Origin of the sequence: Microvirga terrae (genome assembly GCF_013307435.2) — a bacterium.
GTDB lineage: Bacteria > Pseudomonadota > Alphaproteobacteria > Rhizobiales > Beijerinckiaceae > Microvirga > Microvirga terrae.
Genome location: NZ_CP102845.1, coordinates 4,631,083 through 4,654,857, shown reverse-complemented (window position 1 = coordinate 4,654,857; position 23,775 = coordinate 4,631,083). Strand labels below are relative to the sequence as shown.

The following is a 23,775-nucleotide window of genomic DNA, read 5'->3' as shown; positions in this document are numbered from 1 at the left end:
GGCGCTTGAAGTCTCATGCACAGAACGCAACGGGGAACGCCATGCCATCCGCCCAGAGCCGGTATCACGAGGTCTATGCCGGCTGGAAAGCTGATCCCGTAGGCTTCTGGGAACAGGCGTCCCGGGAAATCGACTGGATCAAGCCCGCGGAGGCGGTGTTCGACCCGCAGGCGGGCGTCTACGGCCGCTGGTTCGTCGGTGCCGAGTGCAACACCTGCTACAACGCCGTCGACCGGCACGTGGCCACGCGTGGCGACCAGCCGGCGATCATCTACGACAGCCCCGTCACCGGCACCAAGCGCAGCATTACCTATGCGGAACTGCAGGACGAGGTCGCAACCCTCGCGGCCGTGCTGCAGGACATGGGCGTCGCGAAGGGCGACCGGGTCGTCATCTACATGCCGATGATCCCGGAGACGAGCTTCGCGATGCTGGCCTGCGCGCGCATCGGGGCCATTCACTCCGTCGTCTTCGGCGGCTTCGCCGCCAAGGAACTCGCGACCCGCATCGACGACGCACGGCCGAAGATCATCCTGTCCGCGTCCTGCGGCATCGAAGGCGGGCGCGTCATCCCCTACAAGCCGCTCCTGGACGAGGCGATCGCCTTGTCCTCGTCAAAGCCGGAGGCCTGCCTCGTCTTCCAGCGGCCGCAACTCGCCTGCGCCCTCGCCGAGGAGCGCGACCGGGACTGGGCCGGCGCCGTTGCGGCGGCCAGGTCCGAAGGCCGGACGGCGGACTGCGTCCCGTTGGCGGCGACCGACCCGCTTTACGTGCTCTATACGTCGGGCACGACCGGCATCCCGAAAGGCGTGGTGCGCGACAACGGCGGCCATATGGTCGCGCTCAAATGGTCCATGGGCCACTTCTTCGGCGTGAAGCCGGGCGAGGTGTTCTGGGCGGCCTCCGACGTGGGCTGGGTGGTCGGCCATTCCTACATCGTGTACGGGCCGCTCCTGCACGGCTGCACGGCCATCCTCTACGAGGGCAAGCCGGTGGGCACGCCCGACGCAGGGGCCTATTGGCGGGTGATCTCGGATCATGGGGTCGTGACCCTCTTCACCGCGCCGACCGCCTTCCGGGCGATCAAAAAGGAGGATCCGAAGGCGGAACTCCTGAAGACATATGATCTATCGTCGTTCCGAGCCCTGTTCCTGGCCGGCGAGCGGGCGGATCCGGACACGGTCAAATGGGCCGAGGACATCCTGCAGGTGCCCGTCATCGACCATTGGTGGCAGACGGAGACCGGCTGGCCCGTGGCCGGCAATCCCCTCGGGCTCGGCGCGCTTCCCGTCAAGCATGGATCGCCCACGGTGCCGATGCCGGGCTACACCCTCGAGGTGCTGGACGAGGGCGGCAAGCCCGTCGGGCCCAACACTATGGGGGCCATCGTCATCAAGCTGCCGCTGCCGCCCGGCGCCCTGCCGACCCTGTGGCACGCGGACGGCCGCTTCCGGGATTCGTACCTGTCGGTCTATCCCGGCTACTACAACACCTCGGACGCGGGCTATCTCGACGAGGACGGCTACATCTGGGTCATGGGCCGCACCGACGACATCATCAACGTTGCGGGTCACCGCCTCTCGACGGGTGGCATGGAGGAGGTGTTGGCCTCGCATCCGGCGGTGGCGGAATGCGCCGTGATCGGCATGAAGGACGCGCTCAAGGGCGAGGTGCCGTGCGGCTTCGTTGTTCTGAAGTCCGGCATCGACCGGCCACCGGAGGAGATCGAGACGGAGCTGGTGGCGCTGGTGCGTGACAAGATCGGGCCCGTGGCCGCCTTCAAGCTCGCGATCACCGTGGCACGCCTGCCCAAGACCCGTTCGGGCAAGATCCTGCGCGGCACCATGAAGAAGATCGCCGACGGCGATTCGTGGTCGACGCCGGCCACCATCGATGACCCAATGATCCTGGCCGAGATCGGGGACGCGCTGCGGGCGAGGGGGCTGTCCGTCTGAAGGGGACATGAGGATGCCGGATTCCGCCGAGGACGAGCAGGCGCGTTTCGAGGCTCTGTTGGCGCAGGCTCTCGGAGACGACGACAAGACCCTGGCCCACCGCGCGACCAAGAATGTGCGCAGCGAGGCGCGACACGATGCCGTCAGGGCGAAGGCGAGCTTCGAGCGTCAGCGCGACAGGCCCGCGAAGCCGCGCCGACGGCGGCCGCGCCGCCAGGAGTGAGTGGACGCCCCCTCAAGGAAAAGGCCCGGATCGCTCCGGGCCTTCTGGGTAGAAATCCTACTCCTCGTCCTCGTCGTCGCGCCTGAGCTGCTTGAGCTTGGCGAAGACCGAGTTGACGTCGATGTTCTCTTCCTGCGCCGGCTTCGGGCGGCTCATGTCGGCGAAGGGATCGACCCGCTCGGGAGCCGTGGAGACTTCCGCCGGCATCAGGGTGCCGCCATGCTCCTGGGTCTCGACCTGCGGACGGTCCTTGGCGGCGCGCTGCACCTCGAAGTCGAGATCGATCTGTGAGCAAAGGCCGAGCGTCACCGGGTCCATGGGCGACAGGCTCGCCGAGTTCCAGTGCGTGCGGTCGCGGACCTGCTGGATCGTGGTCTTGGTGGTGCCCACCAGGCGCATGATCTGCGCGTCCTTCAACTCGGGATGGTTGCGCACGAGCCAGAGGATCGCATTCGGGCGGTCGTGGCGGCGGGACACCGGGGTGTAGCGCGGCCCCTTCTTGACCCGCTTCTGCTCCGGCAGCTTCACGCGCATCTCGGCGAGCCGAAGGCGGTGGTTCGGGTTGGCCTGCGCTTTCTCGATCTCCTCACGGGTAAGCTGGCCCGTGGATACGGGGTCGAGGCCCTTGATGCCTGCCGCGACTTCGCCGTCGGCGATGCCCTTCACCTCGAGCGGGTGGAGCTTGCAGAAATCGGCGATCTGATCGAACGACAGCGATGTATTCTCGACGAGCCAAACGGCTGTCGCCTTCGGCATCAACGGTCCCTGGGACATGGATGTGAACCTCCTTCAGGCCGGGCGCCGGATGTCGGCGCCGCACGGCAAAACTCTCTCGCGCTCCGAACCGGCCCGGACCGGAGCATCTCGTCTCACGATGTGAGGGAAACGAGATGATTATAGGGATCGTGCCGGGATGTTGCAAATTTTAAAGGCTCAGCACGATCTTGCCGATGTGCTCACCCCCGTCCATCCGCGCATGAGCCTCGGCCACGTCCTCGAAGGCGAAGCGCGAGTCCAGGACCGGCCGGCACCGGCCCTGCGCCAGGAGCGGCCAGACCTTGTCCTCGAGCGCCTCGGCGATCTCGGCCTTTTCCGCCGGCGACCGCGGGCGCAGGGTCGAACCCGTATGGGTGAGCCGCTTGACCATCAGGCGGCGGAAGTCGACTTCGGCCTTGGGGCTCTGGAGAAAGGCGATCTGAACGATCCGGCCGTCCTGGGCGGCAGCCTCGTAGTTGCGGGTGATATAGTCGCCGCCGACCATGTCGAGGATCACGTCGACGCCTCGGCCCCCTGTGGCCTCCTTGGCGGCCACCACGAAATCCTGGTTCCGGTAGTTGATCGCCACATCGGCCCCAAGTCGCAGGCAGGCGTCGCATTTGTCCGCCGATCCGGCGGTCGCGATCACCGTGGCGCCGAAAGCCTTGGCGAGCTGGATCGCCGTGGTGCCGATTCCGGAGGTTCCGCCATGGACGAGGAGCGTCTCGCCCGATCGCAGACGCCCCCGGTCGAACACGTTGGTCCAGACGGTGAAATAGGTTTCCGGGATGGCGCCCGCCTCCTCGAAGGAAAGGCCTGCGGGAATCGGGAGGGCGTTGCTCTCATGGACCACCGCGTAATCCGCATAGCCCCCGCCGGGGACCAGAGCCATGACCGGTGTGCCGACGGCAAACCGCGCGGCGTCGTGACCGGCGGCCGCGACCTCGCCGGCAATCTCGAGACCGAGGATGTCCGGAGCGCCGGGCGGTGGCGGGTAGCCGCCCTGCCGCTGAATCACGTCGGGGCGGTTCACGCCGGCGGCCTTCACCTTGACCAGGATTTCGCCCTCCTTCGGCACGGGTACCGGGCGCTGGACAACCTTGAGAACCTCCGGCCCACCGCTCCCCTCGGCAATGACGGCACGCATCATCTGCGGGATCTGCCCCATTTTTCCCTCCTTTGGTCAACAAGCTCCCGGGATATAGGCCCCGTTGGCAAGGAATACATGCCGGATTAACGTTGACGATGAACAGGAGGAGAATGCCATGGCCCTCGACCCCTTCGCCGATGAGCCTCGCCAGATCATGAGCGGGCACGAGATCGGCCAGGATCTCTCGATGCTGTCCATCGACGAACTCGACGAACGCGTCGAGATGCTGGAGCAGGAGATCGCACGCCTCAAGGAGGCGAGGGACCGGAAGGAGAATTCCCGTGCGGCCGCGAGCGCCTTCTTCAAGCTCGGCCAGGGGTGAGGCCGGGAACCGAGGTCCATGTAACGAAGGAACGTCCTTAACGGCCCGTTAACCATTGCCGGGTTAGATGTCAGGCATCCGGGCCTCGTCCTGGATGCCGAGTGGCTTCGAAGCCTACTCTGTTTGACGCTTCCCTGTGAGACTTGAAGAGCCGCCGCGAGCGGCTCGATTTTTGTGGTTGGCGCCTTAACCTTAAGAAGAGGTTACCGAGGCAAGACCAGCGGGACCGTCCTATAGTCATCTCAACAGGTCGCAACCTCCGTCGTTCGGTGCGGAGGGCAGGTTTTTGGGAGATGTGCGTGAACGAACCCGACGTGATCCAGCTCGATGTCGATCCTGTCCGGTTCGGACAGAGTTTCGTGGGGTCCGAAGCCTTCAAGGCCCTCTTCCAGGAGGGCATGGAGCTCATCGAGGAAACCGCCGCTTATCTCGACGGCCCCGGCCGTGAGGAATCCCGCAATCTGCCGCGCCAGGAAAGCCTCGTCTATGCCAGCGAGAGCATGCGCCTCACCACCCGCCTGATGCAGATCGCCTCATGGCTGCTGCTGCAGCGCGCAGTGGCCGAAGGGGAGATCTCCCCTGATCAGGCGCAGCTGGAGAAGAACCGGGTCCGCCTGAACTCCCATGACACCGCCACCACGGTTTCCGAATACGAGACGCTTCCCGAGCGCCTGCGCGAGCTGATGGGCTTGGCGACACGGCTTCACACCCGGATCCTCCATCTCGAGCGCCTCATCGCCGAAGCCGGAGCGCCTTCTCAAGCCCCGGTTCCTAACCCGGTCGCCACGCAGCTCGGCATGCTCCAGCGGGCTTTCGGGCTGACGGAGTAGCGGCTTTGGCCCGGCCCGGGTCGCCATCGCCCGGACAAGCTCGGCGATGGCGGCGTTACACTGCGGCGTTCCTGGCCAGGGCAAGAGAATGAGCCAAGAAAAAGCCCCGCCGAAGCGGGGCTTTTGCATTCCGGTCTGAAGAAACCGACGCGAGGCGCCAGCTTACTTCTTGCCGCCGAGGCCCAGGCCGCCGAACTTCGAGTTGAAGCGCGACACGCGACCGCCACGGTCGAGCAGCTGCTGCTGGCCGCCGGTCCAGGCCGGGTGGGTGTTCGGGTCGATGTCGAGGTTGAGGGTGTCGCCCTCTTTGCCGTAGGTCGAGCGGGTCGTGTACTCGGTGCCGTTGGTCATGACCACTTTGATGAAGTGGTAGTCGGGATGATCGGTTTCTTTGCGCGCCATTGCCATAGTCCTTCTTGCGGCCAGCCAGATCTGGTCAGCCCGCAATGTTGAGATCGAGCCTGAATTGATGAATGCGCGCCTATACCTCACTTAAGACCTTGAAACAAGCCGGGCTAAAGGTGCTAAACCGCCCGATGTCGCAATTCCCGAAGACGTAAGGTGTCATGGCCGACCATTCCCAAGGGCAGAACCGCCCCAAGGCTGCGCTGAGCGCCCTGAAGCCGCTCGTTCCCTACGGCCTGGCTTACAAGGGGCGGATCGCGGCGGCGCTGGTTGCCCTCGCCATGGCGTCGGCTGCCACTCTGGTCGTGCCGATCGCGGTCAGGCGGGTCATCGATTTCGGCTTCTCGGAACAGGGCCGGGCCTACATCAACGCCTATTTCGCCCTGCTGGTCGTGGTCGTGGGCGTGCTCGCCCTGGCGAGCGCCCTTCGCTACTACTGCGTCATCACCCTCGGCGAACGGGTCGTGGCCGACCTGCGCTCCGCCGTGTTCCGGCACCTGACTTCCCTCGATCCCGCCTTCTTCGACCAGACCAAGAGCGGTGAGATCGTCTCCCGGCTCACCGCGGACACCACCCAGGTCAAGGCGGCTTTCGGGGTCAGCATTTCGATCGCCCTGCGCAATCTCTTCCTCTTTCTTGGCGCGACCGTCCTCATGATCATCACGAGCCCGAAGCTCTCGGCGCTCGTGCTTCTCGCCATCCCGGTCATCGTCCTGCCCCTGGTCTTCTCCGGCCGGGCCGTGCGGCGGCGCTCGCGCGCCGCCCAGGACCGCCTCGCGGATGCTTCCGCTTATGCCGCGGAGGCGATCGGGGCTGTCAGGACCATGCAGGCGTTCGGCATGGAGAGCCTCACCGCCGCCCGCTTCGCTGCAGCCGCCGAGGACGCTTTCGACGCGGCCAGGCTGTCGACCACCATGCGGGCCTTCCTGACCGGGGCCGGCATCTTCCTGATCTCGGCGAGCGTGGTCGGCGTGCTCTGGTACGGCGCCCAGGACGTCCTGGCCGGGCAGATGACCGGCGGGCGCCTGTCGCAGTTCGTGCTCTATGCGGTCTTTGCCGCAAGTTCTCTCGGCCAGCTCTCGGAGGTCTACGGCGAACTCGCCCAGGCGGCCGGCGCTGCGGAGCGCCTGGGCGAGATCCTTGCCGCGAAGCCGGCCGTGGAGCGGCCGCGCCAACCCGAAGCGCTGCCGGAGCCGCCGCTCGGCACGGTGGCTTTCACGGATGTGCACTTCGCCTATCCGACCCGGGCCGACCAGCGCGCGGTCCACGGCCTGAGCTTTGCCGTGCAATCCGGAGAGCGGGTCGCCATCGTCGGGCCCTCGGGAGCCGGCAAGAGCACGATCCTTCAACTGCTGCTGCGCTTCTACGATCCTCAAGCTGGAACGATCCGGGTCGACGGGGTGGCGATCCAGGAGGCGGACCCCTTTGCCCTGCGAGCCCGTATGGCCCTCGTGCCTCAGGAGCCGACGATCTTCGCCGCCTCCGTCCTCGACAACATCCGCTACGGCCGCCCCGACGCCAGCGAGGAGGAGGTGCGCCGCGCTGCCGAACTCGCCTCCGCGGACGGCTTCATCCAGGCCCTGCCGGAGGGCTACCGGTCCATGATCGGCGAGCGCGGCGTGACCCTGTCGGGCGGCCAGCGCCAGCGTCTCGCCATCGCCCGGGCGATTCTCAAGGACGCCCCGATCCTGCTCCTCGACGAGGCGACCTCGGCGCTCGACGCGGAGAGCGAGCGCAAGGTCCAGACCGCCCTCGACCGGCTGATGGAAGGCCGCACCACTCTGGTCATCGCCCATCGCCTGGCTACCGTGCGCTCCGCCGACCGCATCCTGGTCATGGACAAGGGCGTGATCGTCGAGGAGGGCACCCATGAGACGCTCCTTGCCCAGGGCGGTCTCTATGCCCGTTTGGCCAGGCTCCAGTTCACGAGCGCCGAGGAGCATCACGAGGCGGCCGAATAAAGTCTCCGCCCGACCCATGTTTGCCATGCTTTCATGGGAGACAGGACCTGCACAGGCGATTCGTCCGGCCGGGAGGACGGCATGGTGGTCAGCAGGAGGCACCCTCAGGATTCCCCCCGCATCAACGTCCTCGAGCCGTGGGATCTCCAGTACTGGTCCGACCGCTGGAACGTCCCGCGCCAGCAGGTCGTCGACACCATCCGACGCGTCGGCGATCAGGTCCATGACGTCGCGCTGGCTCTTGGGAAGAGGTAAGCGCGAAGGTCTGCCGTTCTGGTGTGCCCGTCCGGGCATGCTAGAACACGGCTCATGCCCGATCTTTACCCACCTATCGAACCCTTCGACGCCGGCATGCTCGACGTCGGGGACGGGCATTGCGTCTACTGGGAAGTCTGCGGAAATCCGGCCGGACAGCCGGCCCTCGTTCTCCACGGAGGTCCCGGCTCAGGCTGCACCGCGAATGCGCGGCGCAGCTTCGATCCGAGCGTCTACCGAATCGTGCTGTTCGATCAGCGCGGCAGCGGGCGGAGCACACCCCATGCGAGCGAACCCGGCATCGACCTGTCCACCAACACGACCGCCCATCTGATCGCCGATATCGAACGGCTGCGGCAGCATCTCGGGGTCGAGCGCTGGCTGCTGCTGGGCGGCTCTTGGGGCTCGACCCTGGCGCTCGCCTATGCCGAGCGACATTCGAAGCGTGTTTCGGCCATGGTGCTGTTCAGCATCGCCACCACCACGATGGCCGAGATCGACTGGATTACCCGGGGCGTCGGGGCCTTTTTTCCCGAGGCGTGGAGCCGGTTCAGGGCAGGCGTCCCGGAGACGGATCGGGAGGGAAGCTTCCCTGAGGCCTATCACCGCCTTCTCATGGATCCGGATCCTGTCGTCCACGAGAAGGCCGCACGGAACTGGTGCGACTGGGAAATGGCCCTCGTGGCGGTGCATCCGGGCCACAAGCCCCATCCCCGGTATGAGGATCAGGCATTCCGCTTGGGGTTCGCGCGCCTCGTCACCCATTACTGGCGCCATCGCGCCTGCCTCGAGGAGGGGGCTCTGCTGCGCGACGCCGGCCGCCTTGCCGACATTCCCGGCATCCTGATCCACGGCCGGCTCGATATCGGGGGTCCGCTCGTGACGCCCTGGAGCCTTCAACGGCACTGGCCCGGCAGCGAACTCATTGTCGTGGCCGCGGCCGGGCACGACGCGCGCGATCCGGGTATGACCGAGACCATCGTGGCCGCGACGGACCGGTTTGCGCGGCTCACCGCTCCGTGAGCTTCAGCTCGATACGGCGGTTGCGGGCATAGGCCTCCTCCGTCGTTCCGCTGTCGAGGGGCTGGAACTCGCCGAAGCCGGCGGCGACGAGATGCTGGGGCTGGACGCCGCGGGCGACGAGCGCCTGCACCACCGCGATGGCGCGGGCGGAGGACAGGGCCCAGTTCGACGGGAACTGCGAGGTGTTGATGGGCCGCTGATCGGTGTGGCCGTCGACGCGGATCACCCAGGGGATGTCCGGCGGAACCTGACGCTCCAATTCGATGAGGGCGGAGGCGATGCGGTCGATCTCGCCGGAGGCCTCCGGCCGGAGGAAGGCCTGGCCGGCCGGGAAAAGCACCTCGGACTGGAATACGAAGCGGTCGCCGACGATGCGCACGTCGGGCCGGCTGCCGAGGATCTGCCGCAGGCGGCCGAAGAAGTCGGACCGGTAGCGGGCGAGCTCCTGGACCCTCTGGGCCAGAGCCACGTTGAGGCGGCTGCCGAGGTCGGCGATGCGGGCCTGGCTTTCCTTGTCCCTGTTCTCGGACGCGGACAGGGCGTCCTCGAGGGCGGCCAGCTGACGGCGCATGGCGGCGATCTGCTGGTTGAGGATCTCGACCTGGCTCAGGGCCCGGCCGGTGGCCTGACGCTCGGTTTCGAGCTGGGTGCCCAGCTCCTGCGCCTGAACCTGCGCGGCGCCGCCGCTGTCGAGAAGGCTCTGCAGGCGCGCCCGCTCGGCCTCGTTGGCGCGCAGGGTGGTCTGCAGGGACGTGACCGTGTCCTCGATGGTGCGCCGGTTCGAGCGCTCGAGGGAGAGAAGGTCGGTCAGTTCCGAGATCTGGCGGTTGAGGCGGTCGAGCACCGTGTCGCGACCCGACAGCTCGCGGGACAGGAAGAACTGGCCCACCGTGAAGACCGAGATCAGGAAGATGATGGCGAGCAGCAGCGTCGACAGGGCATCCACGAAGCCAGGCCAGTAATTGATCTGGCCGCCGCGCCCGCGCCGCCGGCCTCCTGCGCTCGAGACCGGCATCAGGGCAGCCTTTCACGGGAGAGGCGGTCGAGCACCTGCTTGAGCTCCTTCTCGCGGGCAGCCTGAGCCTCGACCCAGTCGCGGATCATCTGTTGCTCTGCGCGCATGTGCTGCACGAGACCCTGCACGCCCTCGGCCAGATTGGCCATGGCCTGGGTCGCGGCCCGGCCGCCAGCACCGTCGTTCACGGCCGCGGTGAGGCGGTTCAGCGCCACCGTCAGGTCGTGCGAGGTGGCGCCGGAGCGCAGGGACGTATCGGCCGGCGTGTCCATGGTGGAGGTGGCGAGCCAGTCCTCCAGCTCCGTGTAAAAGCGGCTCTGAGCTTGGCCGGCCTGAAGGTCGAGGAAGCCCAGGACGAGGGAGCCCGCGAGGCCGAAGAGCGAAGCCGAGAACGACAGGCCCATGCCCTGCAGGGGGCCGGCCAGGGAGTTCTTCAGCTCGTCGAAGAGCACTGCCGTGTCCTGGCCGGTGCGCAGCGACGAGATGATGCGCCCGACCGAGCCCACCGTATCGATCAGGCCCCAGAAGGTGCCGAGCAGGCCCAGGAACACCAGAAGGCCGGCGAGATAGCGCACGATCTCCCGGCTCTCGTCGAGGCGGGCCCCGATGGAATCGAGTACCGAGCGGGTCGCGGCGACGGAAAAGCCCGCCTGGCCGGGACGGTTGCCGAGGAGAGCCGCGAGGGGCGCCAGCAGGACCGGCGGGGAGGGGGCGACGAGCCCGTCTTCGGATTGCCGCAGGGTGTTGACCCACCGCACTTCGGGAAAGAGCCGCCAGACCTGCCGGATGGCCAGCACGATGCCGATGAACATGACGCCCAGGATCAGCGCGTTGAGGCCGGGATTGGCCTGGAACGCCTCCCAGATCTGCCGGTAGAGGATGAAGGCGACAAACCCTGCCAGAACCAGGAAGACCGCCATGCGGATCAGGTAGATCCGCGGTGGGGTAAGGGGTTGGTCCGCCATCGCTATCCTGTGCGTTCGTGCTTCGGGCCTGCTCTAGAGCCTCGGACCCAAAAGTGGAATCCACTTTCGGGATCGATCCGATGCTCCTCGCCCTGAAGCGGCGCATCGTTCCCTGCGGAAAACCGGGGCCACTCTTCCGCACGATGCGCTAATGTGACCGCGCCCGTCCGAAGGATCAAGCGCGACCATGGTCCCCGTTGGCCGGCACGAACAGAAATATCGTCGGCGGAAAGACTACCCTTTGGCTTTTTTCAGCAGCTTGAGCAGGTCGCGATGCATGACCTCGTTGCCGCAGGCGATCGAGCCCTTGGCCATCGGGTCGCTGCCGCCGTCCGCGTCGGACACGAAGCCGCCCGCCTCGCGGACCATCAGGATGCCGGCCGCCATGTCCCAGGAATTCAGACCCCGTTCCCAATAGGCGTCGAAGCGCCCGCACGCCACGTAGGCGAGGTCGAGGGAGGCGGCGCCCCAGCGGCGCATGCCGCCCACATAGCCCATCACGGCGGCGGTCTCGCGCAGGAAGAGGCCGTGATCGCCCCGGCCGATATGGGGCAGGCCGCAGGCCACGACGGCATCGGCGAGGTCGCCGCGGGCCGCCACGCGGATGCGGCGGTTGTTGAGATAGGCGCCCTTGCCGCGCTCGGCGATGAAGAATTCGTCCTTGGCCGGATCGTAGATCACGCCGGCGACGATCTGTCCGTCGCGCTCAAGCCCGACCGAGATCGCGAATTGCGGCAGGCCGTGCAGGAAGTTCGTGGTGCCGTCGAGCGGGTCGATATGCCAGCGATGGCTCGTGTCGGTGCCCTCGACCACGCCTTCCTCCTCCATGATGAAGCCGTAGCCGGGGCGCGCCTTCTCGAGCGCCTCGCGGAGGATCTTTTCCGCCTTGCGGTCGGCCGCCGAGACGAAATCGCCCGGGCCCTTGCGGGAGACCTGCAGGTTCTCGACCTCGCCGAAATCGCGCTTGAGCGAGCGCGAAGCCTTCATCACGGCATCGGTCATGACGGTCATGAGGGGCGAACGGATCATCGGGCAGGTCCTGGCAAAGAGCGAATATCAATAGAAGGTGTGGTCGATGGACCACGGGGCGAGTTGCGTCAAGCGGTGGTCAACCGGGCCGAGACGCAAATGATCCCGGGCCCAGGGCATTTCATGCACTCAGCGCATGCCGAGGCGCTCCGCAGCCAGCTTCTCGGCGCGTTTGCGGTCCTCGGCGCTCATGTCCTTGAGCGCGTCGTCGAGCCAGGGGTCGGCGAGTCCCTGGGCGGCTGCCAGAATATGCCAGGCCGCCGCATCGACCTTGTTGGCGGGCACGCCGCGACCGGCGACGAGGAGACGGGCCAGACGGTTCTGCGCGATGGCATTGCCCTTGGCGGCGGCGCGGCGGAAATAGCGCGCGGCCTGGGATTCGCTGGCCGGAACACCGTCCCCGTTGAAGAGCAGGATCGCGTATTCCACTTCGCCGACCGAGCTGCCGTTGCGGGCGGCACGCTCGAACAGCCGGGCCGCATCCGCGGGACTGCGAGCGACGCCCCGGCCCTTGAGGTAGAGCACGCCGAGCGCATGCTGCGCATCCGGGATCTCCGCGGCGGCTGCCCTCTTCAGGAGTTCGACGGCCTTCTGCAGGTCCGCGTCGTTGCCGCTGGTGAGCAGGAGCAGGGCGAGATTGTGGGAGGCCAGCGGGTTGCCCTTGGCGGCGGCCTCTTCGAGCCAGGCGCGGCCCTGCCCGGCGTTTTTGGCCATTCCGCGGCCGTCGAGGGCCATCAGCCCCAGGGACGCGAGCGCATTAGCGTCGCCGCGCTGCGCCGCCAGGCGGTACCATTCGGACGCCTTCTTGGGATCCATGGCGATCCCGAGGCCCTGATTGTAGAGCTCGCCCAAGAGGGTCATGGCAGCCGCATCGTTGTTGTTCTTCTCCAGCCGCAGGGTCGCTTCGCGGAAGGCCGTTTCGTAGAGGCCGCGCTGATAGGCCCCGTAGGCGAGATCAAGCTCCTTGGCAGGGCTCGCGGTCGCGGAAGCCGCCAGCAGAACGCCGCCGATGATCCAGGACAGCCGCATCAGCGCGAGGCCTCCTGCCGGTTCAGGATCTCCAGGGCCGCCTTCACGGCCGCCGCTGGCCCGTCAGGATGGGACCAGACGGCCTCGCCCAAGGCGACGAATTCCGCCTGCGTGGCCGCCAGGGGCTCGACCGCGTCGAGGCTTGGCGCATAGGCCACGCACGGCGTCTCGAAGATCTCGGCCCACCAGGAGGCCCGCTCCACCACGCTCTCCAGAGAGGGCACGGATCCGTCCGGACGCGGCTCGCCGAAGAGCAGGTAGTCGGCCCCGGCTTCGCCGAGGGTCATTGCGTCATCCTTGGTTCGGATCGATCCGGCTCCGATGACGCGCTCGGATTTCAGGCGGTCTCGCAATTCGCGCAGGCGGGCCGGATCGCCCGGAACATGCACGCCGTCGGCGCCGCCCCGGGCCGCAACGGTCGCAAGGTCCGCCTCGCCTTCGGCTGAGACGATCGCGGCCGCGCCATGCTCCTGCGCTGCCGGGGCGAGCGCCTTGACCTGATTGATCAAGCTCCGCTCGTCGGCGGAGCCGAGCCGTAGCAGGACGGCCGCCACGGCTCCGGTGGCGCAGGCCTCGGCCAGGCGCGGCGCGAAGGAGGCGTCCTCCAGGACGGGGGTGATGAGGTAGAGGCGGGCGGCGGTATCGGCCATGGATCTTCGAGGTCACGAAAGAGGATAGACAGCATTCCCATAACGAAAACGGGGCCGTCTTGCGAGGCCCCGCTTGTCGGTGAGGATTGAGGCGAAAAGCGGAACGCTTATTCGGCAGCCTGGCGGCTCGTGCCGAAGGTCGGGTCGAGTTCGCCGGAGGCGTAGCGCTTGGCCATCTCGGCCAGGGTGAACACGCGCTTGATCTTGGAGGCCTGGCCGGCGGTGTTGAACTCCTGCAGACGCTGCTTGCAGAGCTTCGTCATCGCCTCCATGGCGGGCTTCAGATACTTGCGCGGGTCGAACTCGCCCGGGTTCTCGGTCAGGACCTTGCGGATCTGGCCGGTCATCGCCATGCGGTTGTCCGTGTCGATGTTGATCTTGCGCACGCCGTGCTTGATGCCGCGCTGGATCTCCTCCACGGGAACGCCCCAGGTCGGCTTCATCTGGCCGCCGTACTGGTTGATGATGTCCTGGAGGTCCTGCGGGACCGAGGACGAACCGTGCATCACCAGGTGGGTGTTCGGGAGCTTCTTGTGGATCTCCTCGATCACGTGCATGGCGAGGATCGCGCCGTCCGGCTTGCGGGTGAACTTGTAGGCGCCGTGCGAGGTGCCCATGGCGATGGCGAGCGCGTCGACCTTGGTCTCGGCCACGAACTTCACGGCTTCGTCGGGATTGGTCAGCAGCTGGTCGTGCGAGAGCTTGCCCTCGGCGCCGTGACCGTCCTCGGCCTCGCCTTCGCCGCTCTCGAGCGAGCCGAGCACGCCGAGCTCGCCTTCCACCGAAATACCGCCGAGATGGGCCATCTCGACCACCTTCCGGGTGACGCCGACATTGTAGTCCCAATCGGCCGGAGTCTTGCCGTCGGCCTTGAGGGAGCCGTCCATCATCACCGAGGTGAAGCCGGCTTGGATGGCGGTCATGCAGGTGGCGGGCTCGTTGCCGTGGTCGAGATGCACGCAGACCGGAATGTGCGGATAGATCTCGGTGACCGCATCCATCATGTGCTTGAGCATGACGTCGTTGGCGTAGGAACGCGCACCGCGGCTCGCCTGGATGATCACCGGCGCATCGACTTCGCCGGCCGCCGCCATGATCGCGAGCGCCTGCTCCATGTTGTTGATGTTGAAGGCAGGCACGCCGTAGCCTTGCTCGGCTGCGTGATCCAGAAGCTGCCTCATGGTAATGCGGGCCATTTAGTCCTCCGTCTTGGTTTTGGTTTTAAACAGCGCAGAAGCTGAACCTCAGCTTAAGCCATCTAGAGCATCGGCCCTAAAAGTGGATCCCGCTTTTGAGGCCCAGCCGATACTTGTTCTAACCTGGTGCATCGGTGAGGGCGGAAGGCTAGATCCCCTATCCCGCGCGATGCAGCGCGCTTTCGCTTGGCAGAGTGGGGAGCCACTCTGCCAAGCCTGGTCTCAGGCTCTCAGCGCTTCCACGCCGGGCAGCGATTTGCCCTCGAGCCATTCGAGGAAGGCGCCGCCTGCCGTCGATACATAGGTGAAGTCGTCCGCAACGCCGGCATGGTTGAGGGCCGCCACCGTGTCGCCGCCGCCCGCCACGGAGACGAGCTTGCCGTCCTTCGTGCGCTGGGCCGCATGGCGGGCCGCCGCCACCGTGCCCTGGTCGAAGGGCGCGATCTCGAAGGCGCCGAGCGGGCCGTTCCACACCAGCGTGGCCGCGTCGTTGATCGCCGCCGAGACGCGCTCGACCGACTGCGAGCCCACGTCGAGGATCATCTGGTCCTCGGGGATCGCGTCGATGCCGTAGGTGTGATTCATCGCGCCCGCCTTGAATTCATAGGCGCAGACGCCGTCGACGGGCAGGATGATGGCGCAATTGGCCTCACGGGCCTTGTCGATGATCCGCAGGGCGGTCGCGGCCAGATCCTTCTCGGCGAGCGACTTGCCGATGCCGAGGCCCATGGCGTGCACGAAGGTGTTGGCCATGCCGCCGCCGATCACCAGAGCATCCACCTTGGCGACGAGGTTCTCGAGCAGATCGATCTTGGTCGATACCTTGGCGCCGCCCACGATGGCGACGACCGGGCGTTTGGGAGCTTCCAGGCCCTTGGTCAGGGCATCGAGTTCCGCCTGCATGGTGCGGCCCGCATAGGCCGGCAGCACGCGGGCGAGACCCTCGGTGGAAGCGTGGGCGCGATGGGCCGCCGAGAACGCGTCGTTCACGTAGAGGTCGCCGAGTTTCGCCAGATCCTGCACGAAGGCCGGATCGTTCTTCTCCTCGCCCGCATGGAAGCGGGTGTTTTCCAGGAGCAGCACGTCGCCGTCCCTCAGGGCGGCGACGGCCTTGCCCGCGGCCGCGCCGATGCAGTCGTCGGCGAAGGCCACGGGCTTTCCGAGATGCGTCGAGACCGCTTCCGCGACCGGCTTCAGGGATTCCTTGGGATCGCGTCCCTTCGGGCGTCCGAAATGGGCGAGAAGGATCACCTTTCCCCCCTTGTCGGCGATCTCCCGGATGGTGGGCAGGACGCGCTCGATGCGCGTCGCGTCCGTCACCCGGCCGTTCTCCATCGGGACGTTGAGATCGACCCGGACGAGAACGCGTTTTCCCTTGACGTCGGCCTGGTCGAGCGTGCGGAAGGCGGTCATGAAGCGGCCTCCCTTAGATGAGCTTCGCCATGGCGACGGCGGTGTCCGCCATGCGGTTCGAGAAGCCCCACTCGTTGTCGTACCAGGACAGCACGCGCACGAAGTTGCCCTCCATCACCTTGGTCTGGTCGAGGTGGAACACGGAGGAATGCGGATCGTGGTTGAAGTCGGACGAGACGTTCGGCTGATCCGTGTAGCCGAGGATGCCCTTCAGCGGGCCGTCGGCGGCAGCCTTGATCGCCGCGTTGATCTCCTCCTTCGTGGTGTTCTTCTTGGCCACGAACTTGAAGTCGACCACGGAGACGTTCGGGGTCGGGACGCGGATCGACGAACCGTCGAGCTTGCCGTTCAGGTCGGGCAGCACGAGGCCCACCGCCTTGGCGGCGCCGGTCGAGGTCGGGATCATGTTCAGGGCCGCCGCGCGGGCGCGGTAGAGGTCCTTGTGCATCTGATCGAGGGTCGGCTGATCGTTGGTGTAGGAGTGGATCGTCGTCATGAAGCCCTTCTCGATGCCCACCGCCTCATGAAGCACCTTCGCCACGGGGGCGAGGCAGTTCGTGGTGCAGGAGGCGTTCGAGATGACCACGTGGTCCTTCGTCAGCTTGTCGTCGTTGACCCCGTAGACGACCGTGAGGTCGGCACCGTCGGCCGGGGCCGAGACGATGACGCGCTTGGCGCCGGCGGTCAGGTGCGCCGAGGCCTTCTCCTTCGAGGTGAAGATGCCGGTGCACTCCATGGCGATGTCGACGCCGAGCTCCCGGTGCGGCAGAGTCGCCGGATCCTTGATCGCCGTCACGCGGATCTTCTGACCGTTGATGACGAGGAACTCGCCGTCGACCTGCACGTCGGCCGGGAAGCGGCCATGGACGGAATCGAAGCGGAGCAGGTGAGCGTTCGTCTCGACCGGCCCGAGATCGTTGATGGCAACCACCTCGATGTCCTTGCGGCCGCTCTCCACGATGCCGCGGAGGATGTTGCGTCCGATGCGACCGAATCCGTTGATCGCGACCTTCACCGTCATAGTCTTAGCTCCCTTGTGTAGCGAGGCCTCAGGTCTTCTCGAGCCTCAGAGATTGTGTGTCCGGAGGACCTTCTCGGCCACGGCTTCGGCCGTGATGCCGAAGTGCTTGTAAAGGTCCTTGTAGGGCGCGCTGGCGCCAAACCCATGCATGCCGACGAAAATTCCGTCCGGGCCGATGACCGAATCCCAGCCGAAGCGCACCGCCGCCTCGACCGCGACCTTGATCGGCGCGTCGCCGATGACGCGGGCGCGGACCTTCTCGGGCTGGGCCAGGAAGAGGTCGAGCGAGGGCACCGACACGACACGGACGGCGAAGCTTTGCTCGTCGAGAAGCTTTTGGGCCGCGAGCGCAATCTCGACCTCGGAACCCGACGCGAAGATGGTCGCGCGAGCCTTGCCGTTCGCCGGCGAGAGCTCGTAGGCGCCCGTGGCCGAGAGATTGGTCGCGCCGCCGTCCCGCCGGACCTGCGGCAGGTTCTGGCGGGTGAGCGCCAGGGTGCTCGGCCCGTCGGTGCGCTCGAGGGCGAGCTGCCAGGCTTCCGCCGTCTCGATGGCATCCGCCGGGCGGAACACGCGCATCTTCGGCATGGAGCGAAGGGCGGCCAGATGCTCCACGGGCTGGTGGGTCGGGCCGTCCTCGCCGAGCCCGATCGAGTCGTGGGTCATCACGTAGACCACCGGAATGCCGGCGAGCGCCGCGATGCGCATGGCGGGACGGGCATAATCGGTGAAGACCAGGAAGGTCGCGCCGGCCGGCACGTAGCCGCCATGGAGCGCGATGCCGTTCATGGCCGCCGCCATGCCGTGCTCGCGGATGCCGTAATGGATGTAGCGGCCAGCGTAGTTGCCCGGCGAGATGGCGGTCAGGTTCTTGGTCTTGGTGTTGTTGGACGGCGTCAGGTCGGCCGAGCCCAGGATCAGCTCCGGCACCGCCTCCGTAATGACCTCGAGGGCGATCTCGCTCGCCTTGCGGGTGGCGACGGCCTGCGGCTCGGCGACGAGCCGGTCCTTCAGCCGGGCGACGGCGTCGGCCAGGCCTTCGGGACGCACGCCCTTCACCCGGCGCTCGAACTCGGCGCGCTTCTCGGCGGGCAGGGCCTTCAGGCGATCGGTCCAGGCCTTGCGCTGCCGGCGGCCCTTCTTGCCGGCCTTCGCCCAGGCGTCGCGGATGTTGTCCGGAATCTCGAAGGGCGCGTGGCTCCAGCCGTAGGCGGCCTTGGCGCCGGCCAGTTCCTCGGCGCCGAGCGGCTCGCCATGGGCCTTGGAGGTGCCGGCCTTCTTCGGGGCTCCGTAGCCGATGGTGGTCCGGCAGGCGATCAGGGTCGGCTTGTCGGACTTCTGGGCCCGGGCGATGGCGCGCTGGAGAGCCTTGGGGTCGTGGCCGTCGACGCGCACCGCGTTCCAGTTGCAGGCTTGGAAACGCTTCACTTGGTCAACGGAATCGGAGAGCGACAGCGGTCCGTCGATCGAGATCTGGTTGTCGTCCCACAGGACGATCATGCGGTTGAGCTTCAGGTGGCCGGCGAGCGCGATGGCCTCCTGGCTGATCCCCTCCATCAGGTCACCGTCGGAGGCGAGCACATAGGTGTAGTGGTCGACCAGGTCGCTGCCGTATTCGGCGTTCAGCATGCGCTCGGCGAGCGCGAAGCCCACCGCCGTGGCAAGGCCCTGGCCAAGGGGGCCGGTGGTGGTCTCGACGCCCGGGGTCATGAAATTCTCAGGATGCCCGGGGGTCTTCGAGTCGAGCTTGCGGAAGTTCCTCAGCTCCTCGATGGTCATGCCCTTGACGCCCGTCAGGTGCAGGAGCGAGTAGAGCAGCATCGAGCCGTGGCCCGCGGAGAGAATGAACCGGTCGCGGTCGGGCCAGGTCGGATCGGCGGCGTCGTATTTCAGGAATTTGGTGAACAGCACCGTCGCCATGTCGGCCGCCCCCATGGGCAGGCCCGGATGGCCGGATTTGGCTTGTTCGACGGCGTCCATGGCGAGGACGCGCACGGCGTTCGCCAGATCGGAATGGGTGACGCGATCGACGGGGACGGTATCTTGCACGGCGAGATCCACAAATCTTGAGGGCCCCGCAACGGGGCGGTCTGTCCGGAAAAGGCCCGGGCTCCTTAACACGCGGCCAAGGCGAGTCAAAGGCTGGAACGGCGTAATCCCCTTGAGGACCTCCGGTCCCGGTGCCGGCGAAATCGGGTGCCCCGCCTCCTCACGAGGAGCATTGTGCCGAAAACCGGGTCCACTTTTGCCCGCGATGCGCTCGAGCATCGGACCAAAAAGTGGGTCCACTTTTGGGATCGATCCGATGCTCAATTCCTTAAGCGGCGCATCGTTCGGTGCGGAAAACCGAGTCCACTTTTCCGCACGATGCGCTAGTGTCGTGCGCGATTCAGGAGGCATGATGGCGCCCACACTCGAGGAAGCGATGAAGCGGCTGGACATGGCCTTGGGGCTTCTGGAGGCATCCGTCTCCCGTCGTCTGGAGGCCGACCGGCGGCGCGGCGGCCTGGAAACCGAGCTCCAGCTCATGCAGGACGACCGGGCCCGTCTGGCCGTCGAGCTCGACGGTGCGCTCACCCGGCTCCATCGTTTCGAGGCGGCGACGGACGATGTCGGCCGGCGGGTCCGCCAGGCCATCGGAGCCGTCCAGACGGTCCTGGCCCAGGCGGGTCAGCTCGAGCCCGAGGAGGGCTAGGCCATGCCTCAGGTGACGGTGACGATTGCCGGGCAGACCTACCGCATGGCCTGCGGCGAGGGCGAGGAGGGGCATCTCGAGGGCCTGGCGGCCTCCTACGATGCCCGGATCGAGGACATGCGGGTTGCCTTCGGCGAGATCGGCGACCTGCGCCTTCACGTGATGGCGGCCATCGCCCAGGCGGACGAGCTGCACGAGACCAAGCGGCGGGTCGCCGCCCTGGAGGCGGAGGTGGCGACGCTCAACAGCATCAATGCCTCGCGGGACGAGCGCCTCGAACGGATCGAGGCGAGGCTCGCCGAGGGCGTCCAGATGGCGGCCGAGCGGATCGAGGGGCTCGCGCGCAGCCTGAACGGGGCGGGGCAGGGCTGAGAGGCGGCCAGGACATGTCGTCCCCAACCGCCGATCCTCTCGCCAGACGCGTCGAGGAGGCCTGCCTGAACGGCTGGCCCGCCCTTCGGGAGGTGGTCTTCGACGGCTGGCTGATCCGGTTGGCCGAGGGACATACAAGGCGCACGAACTCGGTCAACCTGCTCGGCCCGGGGATTCTGCCGCTGGACCGGAAGGTCCGCTACTGCGAGGAAATCTACGCGGCCCAAGGGCTGCCGACGATCTTCTGCATACCGTCCACGGTTGACCCCACCCTCGGCCGTCTCCTCGACGGGCGGGGCTACGACCCGCCCGAGGACGAGAGCTGCGTGCTGTTCATGGATTTCAAGGAGACGCCGCCCCGGCCTGCGACGGATGCGCTCCTGGAACAGGGGCTTCCGGGCGAGGCCTGGATGGCCGCTCTCGCGGAGCTTCACGGCCAGAGCGGTCCCGCACGCCGGACCCATCGGAGGATCCTCGAAAGCTTGTCGGTTCCGGCCGTCTTTGCGGCCGTGCCCCGGGATGACGGCCGCCCGGGGGCCCTTGCCTATGGCGCCGTCCATGACGGGATCGTCTGCGTGAACTCCGTCGTCACCCATCCCGCCCTCCGGCGCAGGGGTTTGGCGCGCCAAGCCCTCTCGGCGGTTCTCTCATGGGCGCAGGCGCGGCACGGGGCGACGGGCGCATGCCTGTCGGTCGTCGCCGCAAATGGTCCCGCACGGGCGCTCTATGAGGGCATGGGCTTCACGCGCGAAATGTACCGATACCATTATCGCCGGCGACAGGCCTGAGCGGAATTCCTCGGTCGGGTCGCCGACGAGAAAGATTGGGCGGCGCCCCACTTTTCCCCTTCCCCCGGACCATCCCGATCCCTACATAGGGAAGGCGGGGCTGCGGGGCGCGTTAGGAGTTCATATTCCCCGGGGCCTTATCGATCCTGAAGGGAGCTGTCCCTGACCCGGTCCGTGGACCGGGACATACGGCGCCCACCTACTTTGTAGGTTCCCGGGATCGCTTCTCCGACGGCTTTTCGTGGCTCCGCACCTTATGCAATCTCCTCCCCCCTCCGAACTGAAAGAACGCGTCCGCGGCGAGGTTTTCGCGCGGCGCGATGGCCTCGACAAACACGTCCGCCACGAGGCAGCGCGGGGCATCGCCGACCGCGCTCTCGCATTGCCGGAGTTGAAGGACGTGACTCCGGTCGGAGGCTATTGGCCGATCCGCAGCGAGGTCGATCCGCGCCCGCTCATGGAAGCGTTGCTCGCGCGCGGCCAGGACGTCGCCCTGTCCCAGATCCTCCACCCCCATCTGAGCTGGCGCCTGTGGCAGCCCGGCGACGTGCTGGTCAAAGGCGGCTTCGGCGTGCGCGAGCCCGGCCCGGATGCCCCGGAGGTGTTTCCCAAGGCTCTCCTCGTGCCCCTCGTCGCCTTCGACCGCCGGGGAGGGCGCATCGGCTACGGCAAGGGGCATTTCGACCGGGCCATCGCGGCGCTGGAGGGGCAGCATCCGGTCTTGACGATCGGGCTGGCCTATGCGGTTCAGGAGATCGACGAGGTGCCGGTCGAGCCCCATGACCGGCTCCTCGACGTTGTCATCACCGAAGCCGAACTCATTCGGACGGCCTCCTAGTCAAGGACCCATCATGCGTCTTCTCTTCCTCGGCGACATCGTCGGGCGGCCCGGCCGCAACGCGGTGATCGAGCGCCTGCCCGGCTTACGCGACCGGTGGCAGCTCGACTGCGTGGTGATCAACGGCGAGAACTCCGCCGGCGGATTCGGCATCACGGAGGCCATCTGCGACGAGATCTTAGGCGCAGGCGCCGATGCCATCACGCTCGGCAACCATTCCTGGGATCAGCGCGAGACGCTGGTGTTCATCGAGCGTCAGCCCCGGCTGCTTCGGCCGGCGAACTACCCGCCGGGCACGCCCGGGCGCGGCGCCAATCTCATCGACACCCGCTCGGGCGCCCGGGTCCTCGTCGTCAACGTGATGGGCCGCCTGTACATGGACGCGCTCGACGACCCCTTCGCGGCGGTGGACCGGGAGCTCGAAACCTGTCCGCTGGGGCAGGTGGCCGATGCGGTCATCGTCGACGTGCACGCGGAAGCGACGAGCGAGAAGGAGGCCATGGGGTATCATCTCGACGGCCGGGCGAGCCTCGTCGTCGGCACCCACACCCATGTGCCCACCGCCGATCACCGGGTCCTGCCGGGCGGCACCGCCTATATGTCGGATGCGGGCATGTGCGGCGATTACGATTCCGTCCTCGGCATGCAGAAGGAAGAGGCGATCCGCCGGTTCCTCCAGAAGACGCCCGGCACGCGCCTCGAGCCGGGCCTGGGGGAGGGCACGCTTTCGGGCATCGCAGTCGAGACCGACGACCGCACGGGCCTCGCACGGCGGGTGGCGGCGGTTCGCCTCGGGCCGAACCTGGAGGAGACTTGGCCCCGGTTCTGGGATTGAGCAGCGCCCTCCGACGTCATGGCCGGGCCTGTCCTGGCCATTCCGATCCTGTGAGGCGCATCATTTTTTCAATCGGGATCACCGGCATACGGCCGGTGACGATGCGAGGATGCACGGAAGAGAAGCGCGCGACAGCGCACATTCCCTTGGCATGGAGCGTCGCCGTTCCCATCTCTCCCGTCACGGAGGGGACCTTTGGACGCGGATACGGAGACGACACGGCCGAAAAAGGGCCTCTACCACGAGGAGAGCGAGTTCCATCGCGCCCACGAGCACCAGAGCGCCTCTGCAGTCCTGCGGGCCGTCATCGACGAGGCCAAGGGCGAGACGATCTCGATCGGCGAGATCATCGAGGCCTTCGGGGAGCGCGCCTTCGGGTTCGTGTTGATCCTGTTCTCCCTGCCGAACTGCGTGCCGGCCCCGCCGGGCATCGCCGGCATCGTCGGCACGCCGGTCCTGATCTTCGGCATCCAGATGATGCTGGGCCATACCCGGCCCTGGCTGCCCGGCTTCATCCTGCGGCGCAGCGTGTCCACGGCGAAGTTCAAGCGCCTCATCGACATCGCCGAGCCCAGGCTCCGGAAGCTCGAGAGCTACTGCCGGCCGCGGCTCCTTCCGCTCTTCGGGCCCCTCGGGGACCGGGTCGTCGGGTTCTTCGCCTTCCTGGTTGCCGTCTCGGTGCTCATCCCGTTCCCGGGCACCAATTTCCCGCCCTCCATCGCGCTCGTGATCGCGTCCATCGCCATCATGGAGGAGGACGGCTATCTGCTGATCGTCGGGTACCTCATCGGCCTGGCGGGGCTCGCCTATACGGTCACGGTGCTGGGCGCCTCCTACCACCTCATTCTCGCGACCATGCACAACCTGCCGTCCTGGCTCGGATTTTAAGGGCGGGCGAAGAGGGGTCCGGGCACGATCTCTTAAGTGGCGGCCCGTAAACCTATCCCGATTGGATCTCCGGGGGCAGCAGGTGGGCGTACAATCAAGCGAATGGCGGAGCGATCTGACTGACGCTCCGCAGGCGGTCCGGCTATCGGAGGTCCTGGGAG

General features: G+C 67.0%; 25 protein-coding genes and 1 other RNA gene. 14 read left to right on the top strand and 12 right to left on the bottom strand.

Annotation, left to right across the window (positions count from 1 at the left end):
* Positions 1 to 41: 41 nt before the first annotated feature.
* Both HPT29_RS21875 and HPT29_RS21870 read left to right on the top strand, forming a co-directional pair.
* Positions 42 to 1,955: a propionyl-CoA synthetase gene (locus tag HPT29_RS21875; protein ID WP_173948046.1), complete on the top strand. Its 1,914-nt coding sequence runs from the start codon at positions 42 to 44 to the stop codon at positions 1,953 to 1,955.
* 13 nt (positions 1,956 to 1,968) lie between these two features.
* Entirely contained in the window at positions 1,969 to 2,178 is a 210-nt protein-coding gene (locus tag HPT29_RS21870) for a hypothetical protein (protein WP_173948045.1), read from the top strand.
* A 57-nt stretch (positions 2,179 to 2,235) separates the two neighbouring features.
* Here HPT29_RS21870 and HPT29_RS21865 read toward each other — a convergent pair whose 3' ends face one another.
* Positions 2,236 to 2,952, bottom strand: a complete 717-nt coding sequence (locus HPT29_RS21865) for a DUF1013 domain-containing protein (RefSeq protein WP_173948044.1) — start codon at positions 2,950 to 2,952, stop codon at positions 2,236 to 2,238.
* Between the two features lie 151 nt (positions 2,953 to 3,103).
* Positions 3,104 to 4,102 carry an NAD(P)H-quinone oxidoreductase gene (locus tag HPT29_RS21860; protein ID WP_173948043.1) on the bottom strand — a complete coding sequence of 333 codons (999 nt, stop codon included), beginning with the start codon at positions 4,100 to 4,102 and terminating at the stop codon, positions 3,104 to 3,106.
* A gap of 97 nt (positions 4,103 to 4,199) precedes the next feature.
* Between HPT29_RS21860 and HPT29_RS21855 the strand changes: the two genes are divergently transcribed.
* Positions 4,200 to 4,406, top strand: a complete 207-nt coding sequence (locus HPT29_RS21855) for a DUF1192 domain-containing protein (protein WP_173948042.1) — start codon at positions 4,200 to 4,202, stop codon at positions 4,404 to 4,406.
* Positions 4,407 to 4,705: 299 nt separating this feature from the next.
* On the top strand, positions 4,706 to 5,236 hold the full coding sequence (rcdA, locus tag HPT29_RS21850; protein WP_173948041.1) for a protease adaptor protein RcdA: 531 nt from the start codon (positions 4,706 to 4,708) through the stop codon (positions 5,234 to 5,236).
* A gap of 162 nt (positions 5,237 to 5,398) precedes the next feature.
* Here rcdA and rpmE read toward each other — a convergent pair whose 3' ends face one another.
* Positions 5,399 to 5,638: a 50S ribosomal protein L31 gene (gene rpmE / locus HPT29_RS21845; protein WP_173948040.1), complete on the bottom strand. Its 240-nt coding sequence runs from the start codon at positions 5,636 to 5,638 to the stop codon at positions 5,399 to 5,401.
* 164 nt (positions 5,639 to 5,802) lie between these two features.
* On the opposite strand from rpmE, the gene HPT29_RS21840 reads away from it, so the two are divergent.
* The 3 genes from HPT29_RS21840 (at position 5,803) to pip (ending at position 8,880) form a co-directional block, all read left to right on the top strand.
* Complete coding sequence (locus tag HPT29_RS21840; RefSeq protein ID WP_173948039.1) at positions 5,803 to 7,602, top strand: ABC transporter transmembrane domain-containing protein; 1,800 nt, start codon at positions 5,803 to 5,805, stop codon at positions 7,600 to 7,602.
* A gap of 81 nt (positions 7,603 to 7,683) precedes the next feature.
* Positions 7,684 to 7,857, top strand: coding sequence for a DUF3606 domain-containing protein (locus HPT29_RS21835; RefSeq protein WP_173948038.1), 174 nt, complete (start codon positions 7,684 to 7,686; stop codon positions 7,855 to 7,857).
* A 54-nt stretch (positions 7,858 to 7,911) separates the two neighbouring features.
* Complete coding sequence (gene pip / locus HPT29_RS21830) at positions 7,912 to 8,880, top strand: prolyl aminopeptidase (protein WP_173948037.1); 969 nt, start codon at positions 7,912 to 7,914, stop codon at positions 8,878 to 8,880.
* On the opposite strand, the gene HPT29_RS21825 is transcribed toward pip, so the two are convergent.
* From HPT29_RS21825 to tkt, 9 genes are all read right to left on the bottom strand, one after another.
* A complete protein-coding gene (locus HPT29_RS21825) occupies positions 8,867 to 9,895 on the bottom strand; it encodes a peptidoglycan -binding protein (protein ID WP_173948036.1) in 1,029 nt (342 codons plus the stop codon). The genes pip and HPT29_RS21825 overlap by 14 nt on opposite strands.
* On the bottom strand, positions 9,895 to 10,860 hold the full coding sequence (locus HPT29_RS21820; protein ID WP_173948035.1) for a flagellar motor protein MotA: 966 nt from the start codon (positions 10,858 to 10,860) through the stop codon (positions 9,895 to 9,897). The genes HPT29_RS21825 and HPT29_RS21820 overlap by 1 nt, the downstream gene beginning before the upstream one ends.
* A gap of 234 nt (positions 10,861 to 11,094) precedes the next feature.
* A complete protein-coding gene (locus HPT29_RS21815; protein ID WP_173948034.1) occupies positions 11,095 to 11,889 on the bottom strand; it encodes an inositol monophosphatase family protein in 795 nt (264 codons plus the stop codon).
* 129 nt (positions 11,890 to 12,018) lie between these two features.
* Positions 12,019 to 12,918 carry a tetratricopeptide repeat protein gene (locus HPT29_RS21810; RefSeq protein WP_173948033.1) on the bottom strand — a complete coding sequence of 300 codons (900 nt, stop codon included), beginning with the start codon at positions 12,916 to 12,918 and terminating at the stop codon, positions 12,019 to 12,021.
* A complete protein-coding gene (locus tag HPT29_RS21805; protein ID WP_173948032.1) occupies positions 12,918 to 13,568 on the bottom strand; it encodes a thiamine phosphate synthase in 651 nt (216 codons plus the stop codon). Before HPT29_RS21805 ends, HPT29_RS21810 begins: the two co-directional genes overlap by 1 nt.
* Positions 13,569 to 13,675: 107 nt before the next feature.
* On the bottom strand, positions 13,676 to 14,764 hold the full coding sequence (gene fba, locus HPT29_RS21800; protein WP_173948031.1) for a class II fructose-bisphosphate aldolase: 1,089 nt from the start codon (positions 14,762 to 14,764) through the stop codon (positions 13,676 to 13,678).
* A gap of 222 nt (positions 14,765 to 14,986) precedes the next feature.
* Positions 14,987 to 16,177, bottom strand: coding sequence for a phosphoglycerate kinase (locus HPT29_RS21795; protein WP_173948030.1), 1,191 nt, complete (start codon positions 16,175 to 16,177; stop codon positions 14,987 to 14,989).
* 13 nt (positions 16,178 to 16,190) lie between these two features.
* Positions 16,191 to 17,198 carry a type I glyceraldehyde-3-phosphate dehydrogenase gene (gene gap / locus HPT29_RS21790; RefSeq protein WP_173948029.1) on the bottom strand — a complete coding sequence of 336 codons (1,008 nt, stop codon included), beginning with the start codon at positions 17,196 to 17,198 and terminating at the stop codon, positions 16,191 to 16,193.
* Between the two features lie 45 nt (positions 17,199 to 17,243).
* Entirely contained in the window at positions 17,244 to 19,178 is a 1,935-nt protein-coding gene (gene tkt, locus HPT29_RS21785) for a transketolase (RefSeq protein WP_259060765.1), read from the bottom strand.
* 421 nt (positions 19,179 to 19,599) lie between these two features.
* Here tkt and HPT29_RS21780 point away from each other — a divergent pair, with 421 nt between their 5' ends.
* From HPT29_RS21780 to HPT29_RS21750, 7 genes are all read left to right on the top strand, one after another.
* Complete coding sequence (locus HPT29_RS21780) at positions 19,600 to 19,893, top strand: DUF4164 domain-containing protein (RefSeq protein ID WP_173948027.1); 294 nt, start codon at positions 19,600 to 19,602, stop codon at positions 19,891 to 19,893.
* Positions 19,894 to 19,896: 3 nt separating this feature from the next.
* Positions 19,897 to 20,265, top strand: a complete 369-nt coding sequence (locus tag HPT29_RS21775; protein WP_173948026.1) for a cell division protein ZapA — start codon at positions 19,897 to 19,899, stop codon at positions 20,263 to 20,265.
* A gap of 14 nt (positions 20,266 to 20,279) precedes the next feature.
* A complete protein-coding gene (locus HPT29_RS21770) occupies positions 20,280 to 21,053 on the top strand; it encodes a GNAT family N-acetyltransferase (protein WP_173948025.1) in 774 nt (257 codons plus the stop codon).
* A 94-nt stretch (positions 21,054 to 21,147) separates the two neighbouring features.
* A non-coding RNA gene (gene ssrS / locus HPT29_RS21765) (6S RNA) lies at positions 21,148 to 21,305 on the top strand.
* Positions 21,306 to 21,309: 4 nt separating this feature from the next.
* Positions 21,310 to 21,891 (top strand): 5-formyltetrahydrofolate cyclo-ligase, encoded by a 582-nt coding sequence (locus HPT29_RS21760; RefSeq protein ID WP_173948024.1) that lies wholly within the window; start codon positions 21,310 to 21,312, stop codon positions 21,889 to 21,891.
* 13 nt (positions 21,892 to 21,904) lie between these two features.
* Entirely contained in the window at positions 21,905 to 22,726 is an 822-nt protein-coding gene (locus HPT29_RS21755; protein ID WP_173948023.1) for a TIGR00282 family metallophosphoesterase, read from the top strand.
* Positions 22,727 to 22,921: 195 nt separating this feature from the next.
* Positions 22,922 to 23,614, top strand: coding sequence for an exopolysaccharide biosynthesis protein (locus HPT29_RS21750; RefSeq protein WP_173948022.1), 693 nt, complete (start codon positions 22,922 to 22,924; stop codon positions 23,612 to 23,614).
* Positions 23,615 to 23,775: the final 161 nt, after the last annotated feature.

Excerpts from the sequence above, each read along its gene's own strand:
- HPT29_RS21875 (WP_173948046.1), top strand. The coding sequence starts at position 42 with ATGCCATCCGCCCAGAGCCGGTATCACGAGGTCTATGCCGGCTGGAAA.
- HPT29_RS21870 (WP_173948045.1), top strand. The coding sequence starts at position 1,969 with ATGCCGGATTCCGCCGAGGACGAGCAGGCGCGTTTCGAGGCTCTGTTG.
- HPT29_RS21865 (WP_173948044.1), bottom strand. The coding sequence starts at position 2,952 with ATGTCCCAGGGACCGTTGATGCCGAAGGCGACAGCCGTTTGGCTCGTC.
- HPT29_RS21860 (WP_173948043.1), bottom strand. The coding sequence starts at position 4,102 with ATGGGGCAGATCCCGCAGATGATGCGTGCCGTCATTGCCGAGGGGAGC.
- HPT29_RS21855 (WP_173948042.1), top strand. The coding sequence starts at position 4,200 with ATGGCCCTCGACCCCTTCGCCGATGAGCCTCGCCAGATCATGAGCGGG.
- rpmE (WP_173948040.1), bottom strand. The coding sequence starts at position 5,638 with ATGGCGCGCAAAGAAACCGATCATCCCGACTACCACTTCATCAAAGTG.
- HPT29_RS21840 (WP_173948039.1), top strand. The coding sequence starts at position 5,803 with ATGGCCGACCATTCCCAAGGGCAGAACCGCCCCAAGGCTGCGCTGAGC.
- HPT29_RS21835 (WP_173948038.1), top strand. The coding sequence starts at position 7,684 with ATGGTGGTCAGCAGGAGGCACCCTCAGGATTCCCCCCGCATCAACGTC.
- pip (WP_173948037.1), top strand. The coding sequence starts at position 7,912 with ATGCCCGATCTTTACCCACCTATCGAACCCTTCGACGCCGGCATGCTC.
- HPT29_RS21825 (WP_173948036.1), bottom strand. The coding sequence starts at position 9,895 with ATGCCGGTCTCGAGCGCAGGAGGCCGGCGGCGCGGGCGCGGCGGCCAG.
- HPT29_RS21820 (WP_173948035.1), bottom strand. The coding sequence starts at position 10,860 with ATGGCGGACCAACCCCTTACCCCACCGCGGATCTACCTGATCCGCATG.
- HPT29_RS21815 (WP_173948034.1), bottom strand. The coding sequence starts at position 11,889 with ATGATCCGTTCGCCCCTCATGACCGTCATGACCGATGCCGTGATGAAG.
- HPT29_RS21810 (WP_173948033.1), bottom strand. The coding sequence starts at position 12,918 with ATGCGGCTGTCCTGGATCATCGGCGGCGTTCTGCTGGCGGCTTCCGCG.
- HPT29_RS21805 (WP_173948032.1), bottom strand. The coding sequence starts at position 13,568 with ATGGCCGATACCGCCGCCCGCCTCTACCTCATCACCCCCGTCCTGGAG.
- fba (WP_173948031.1), bottom strand. The coding sequence starts at position 14,764 with ATGGCCCGCATTACCATGAGGCAGCTTCTGGATCACGCAGCCGAGCAA.
- HPT29_RS21795 (WP_173948030.1), bottom strand. The coding sequence starts at position 16,177 with ATGACCGCCTTCCGCACGCTCGACCAGGCCGACGTCAAGGGAAAACGC.
- gap (WP_173948029.1), bottom strand. The coding sequence starts at position 17,198 with ATGACGGTGAAGGTCGCGATCAACGGATTCGGTCGCATCGGACGCAAC.
- tkt (WP_259060765.1), bottom strand. The coding sequence starts at position 19,178 with ATGGACGCCGTCGAACAAGCCAAATCCGGCCATCCGGGCCTGCCCATG.
- HPT29_RS21780 (WP_173948027.1), top strand. The coding sequence starts at position 19,600 with ATGGCGCCCACACTCGAGGAAGCGATGAAGCGGCTGGACATGGCCTTG.
- HPT29_RS21775 (WP_173948026.1), top strand. The coding sequence starts at position 19,897 with ATGCCTCAGGTGACGGTGACGATTGCCGGGCAGACCTACCGCATGGCC.
- HPT29_RS21770 (WP_173948025.1), top strand. The coding sequence starts at position 20,280 with ATGTCGTCCCCAACCGCCGATCCTCTCGCCAGACGCGTCGAGGAGGCC.
- HPT29_RS21760 (WP_173948024.1), top strand. The coding sequence starts at position 21,310 with ATGCAATCTCCTCCCCCCTCCGAACTGAAAGAACGCGTCCGCGGCGAG.
- HPT29_RS21755 (WP_173948023.1), top strand. The coding sequence starts at position 21,905 with ATGCGTCTTCTCTTCCTCGGCGACATCGTCGGGCGGCCCGGCCGCAAC.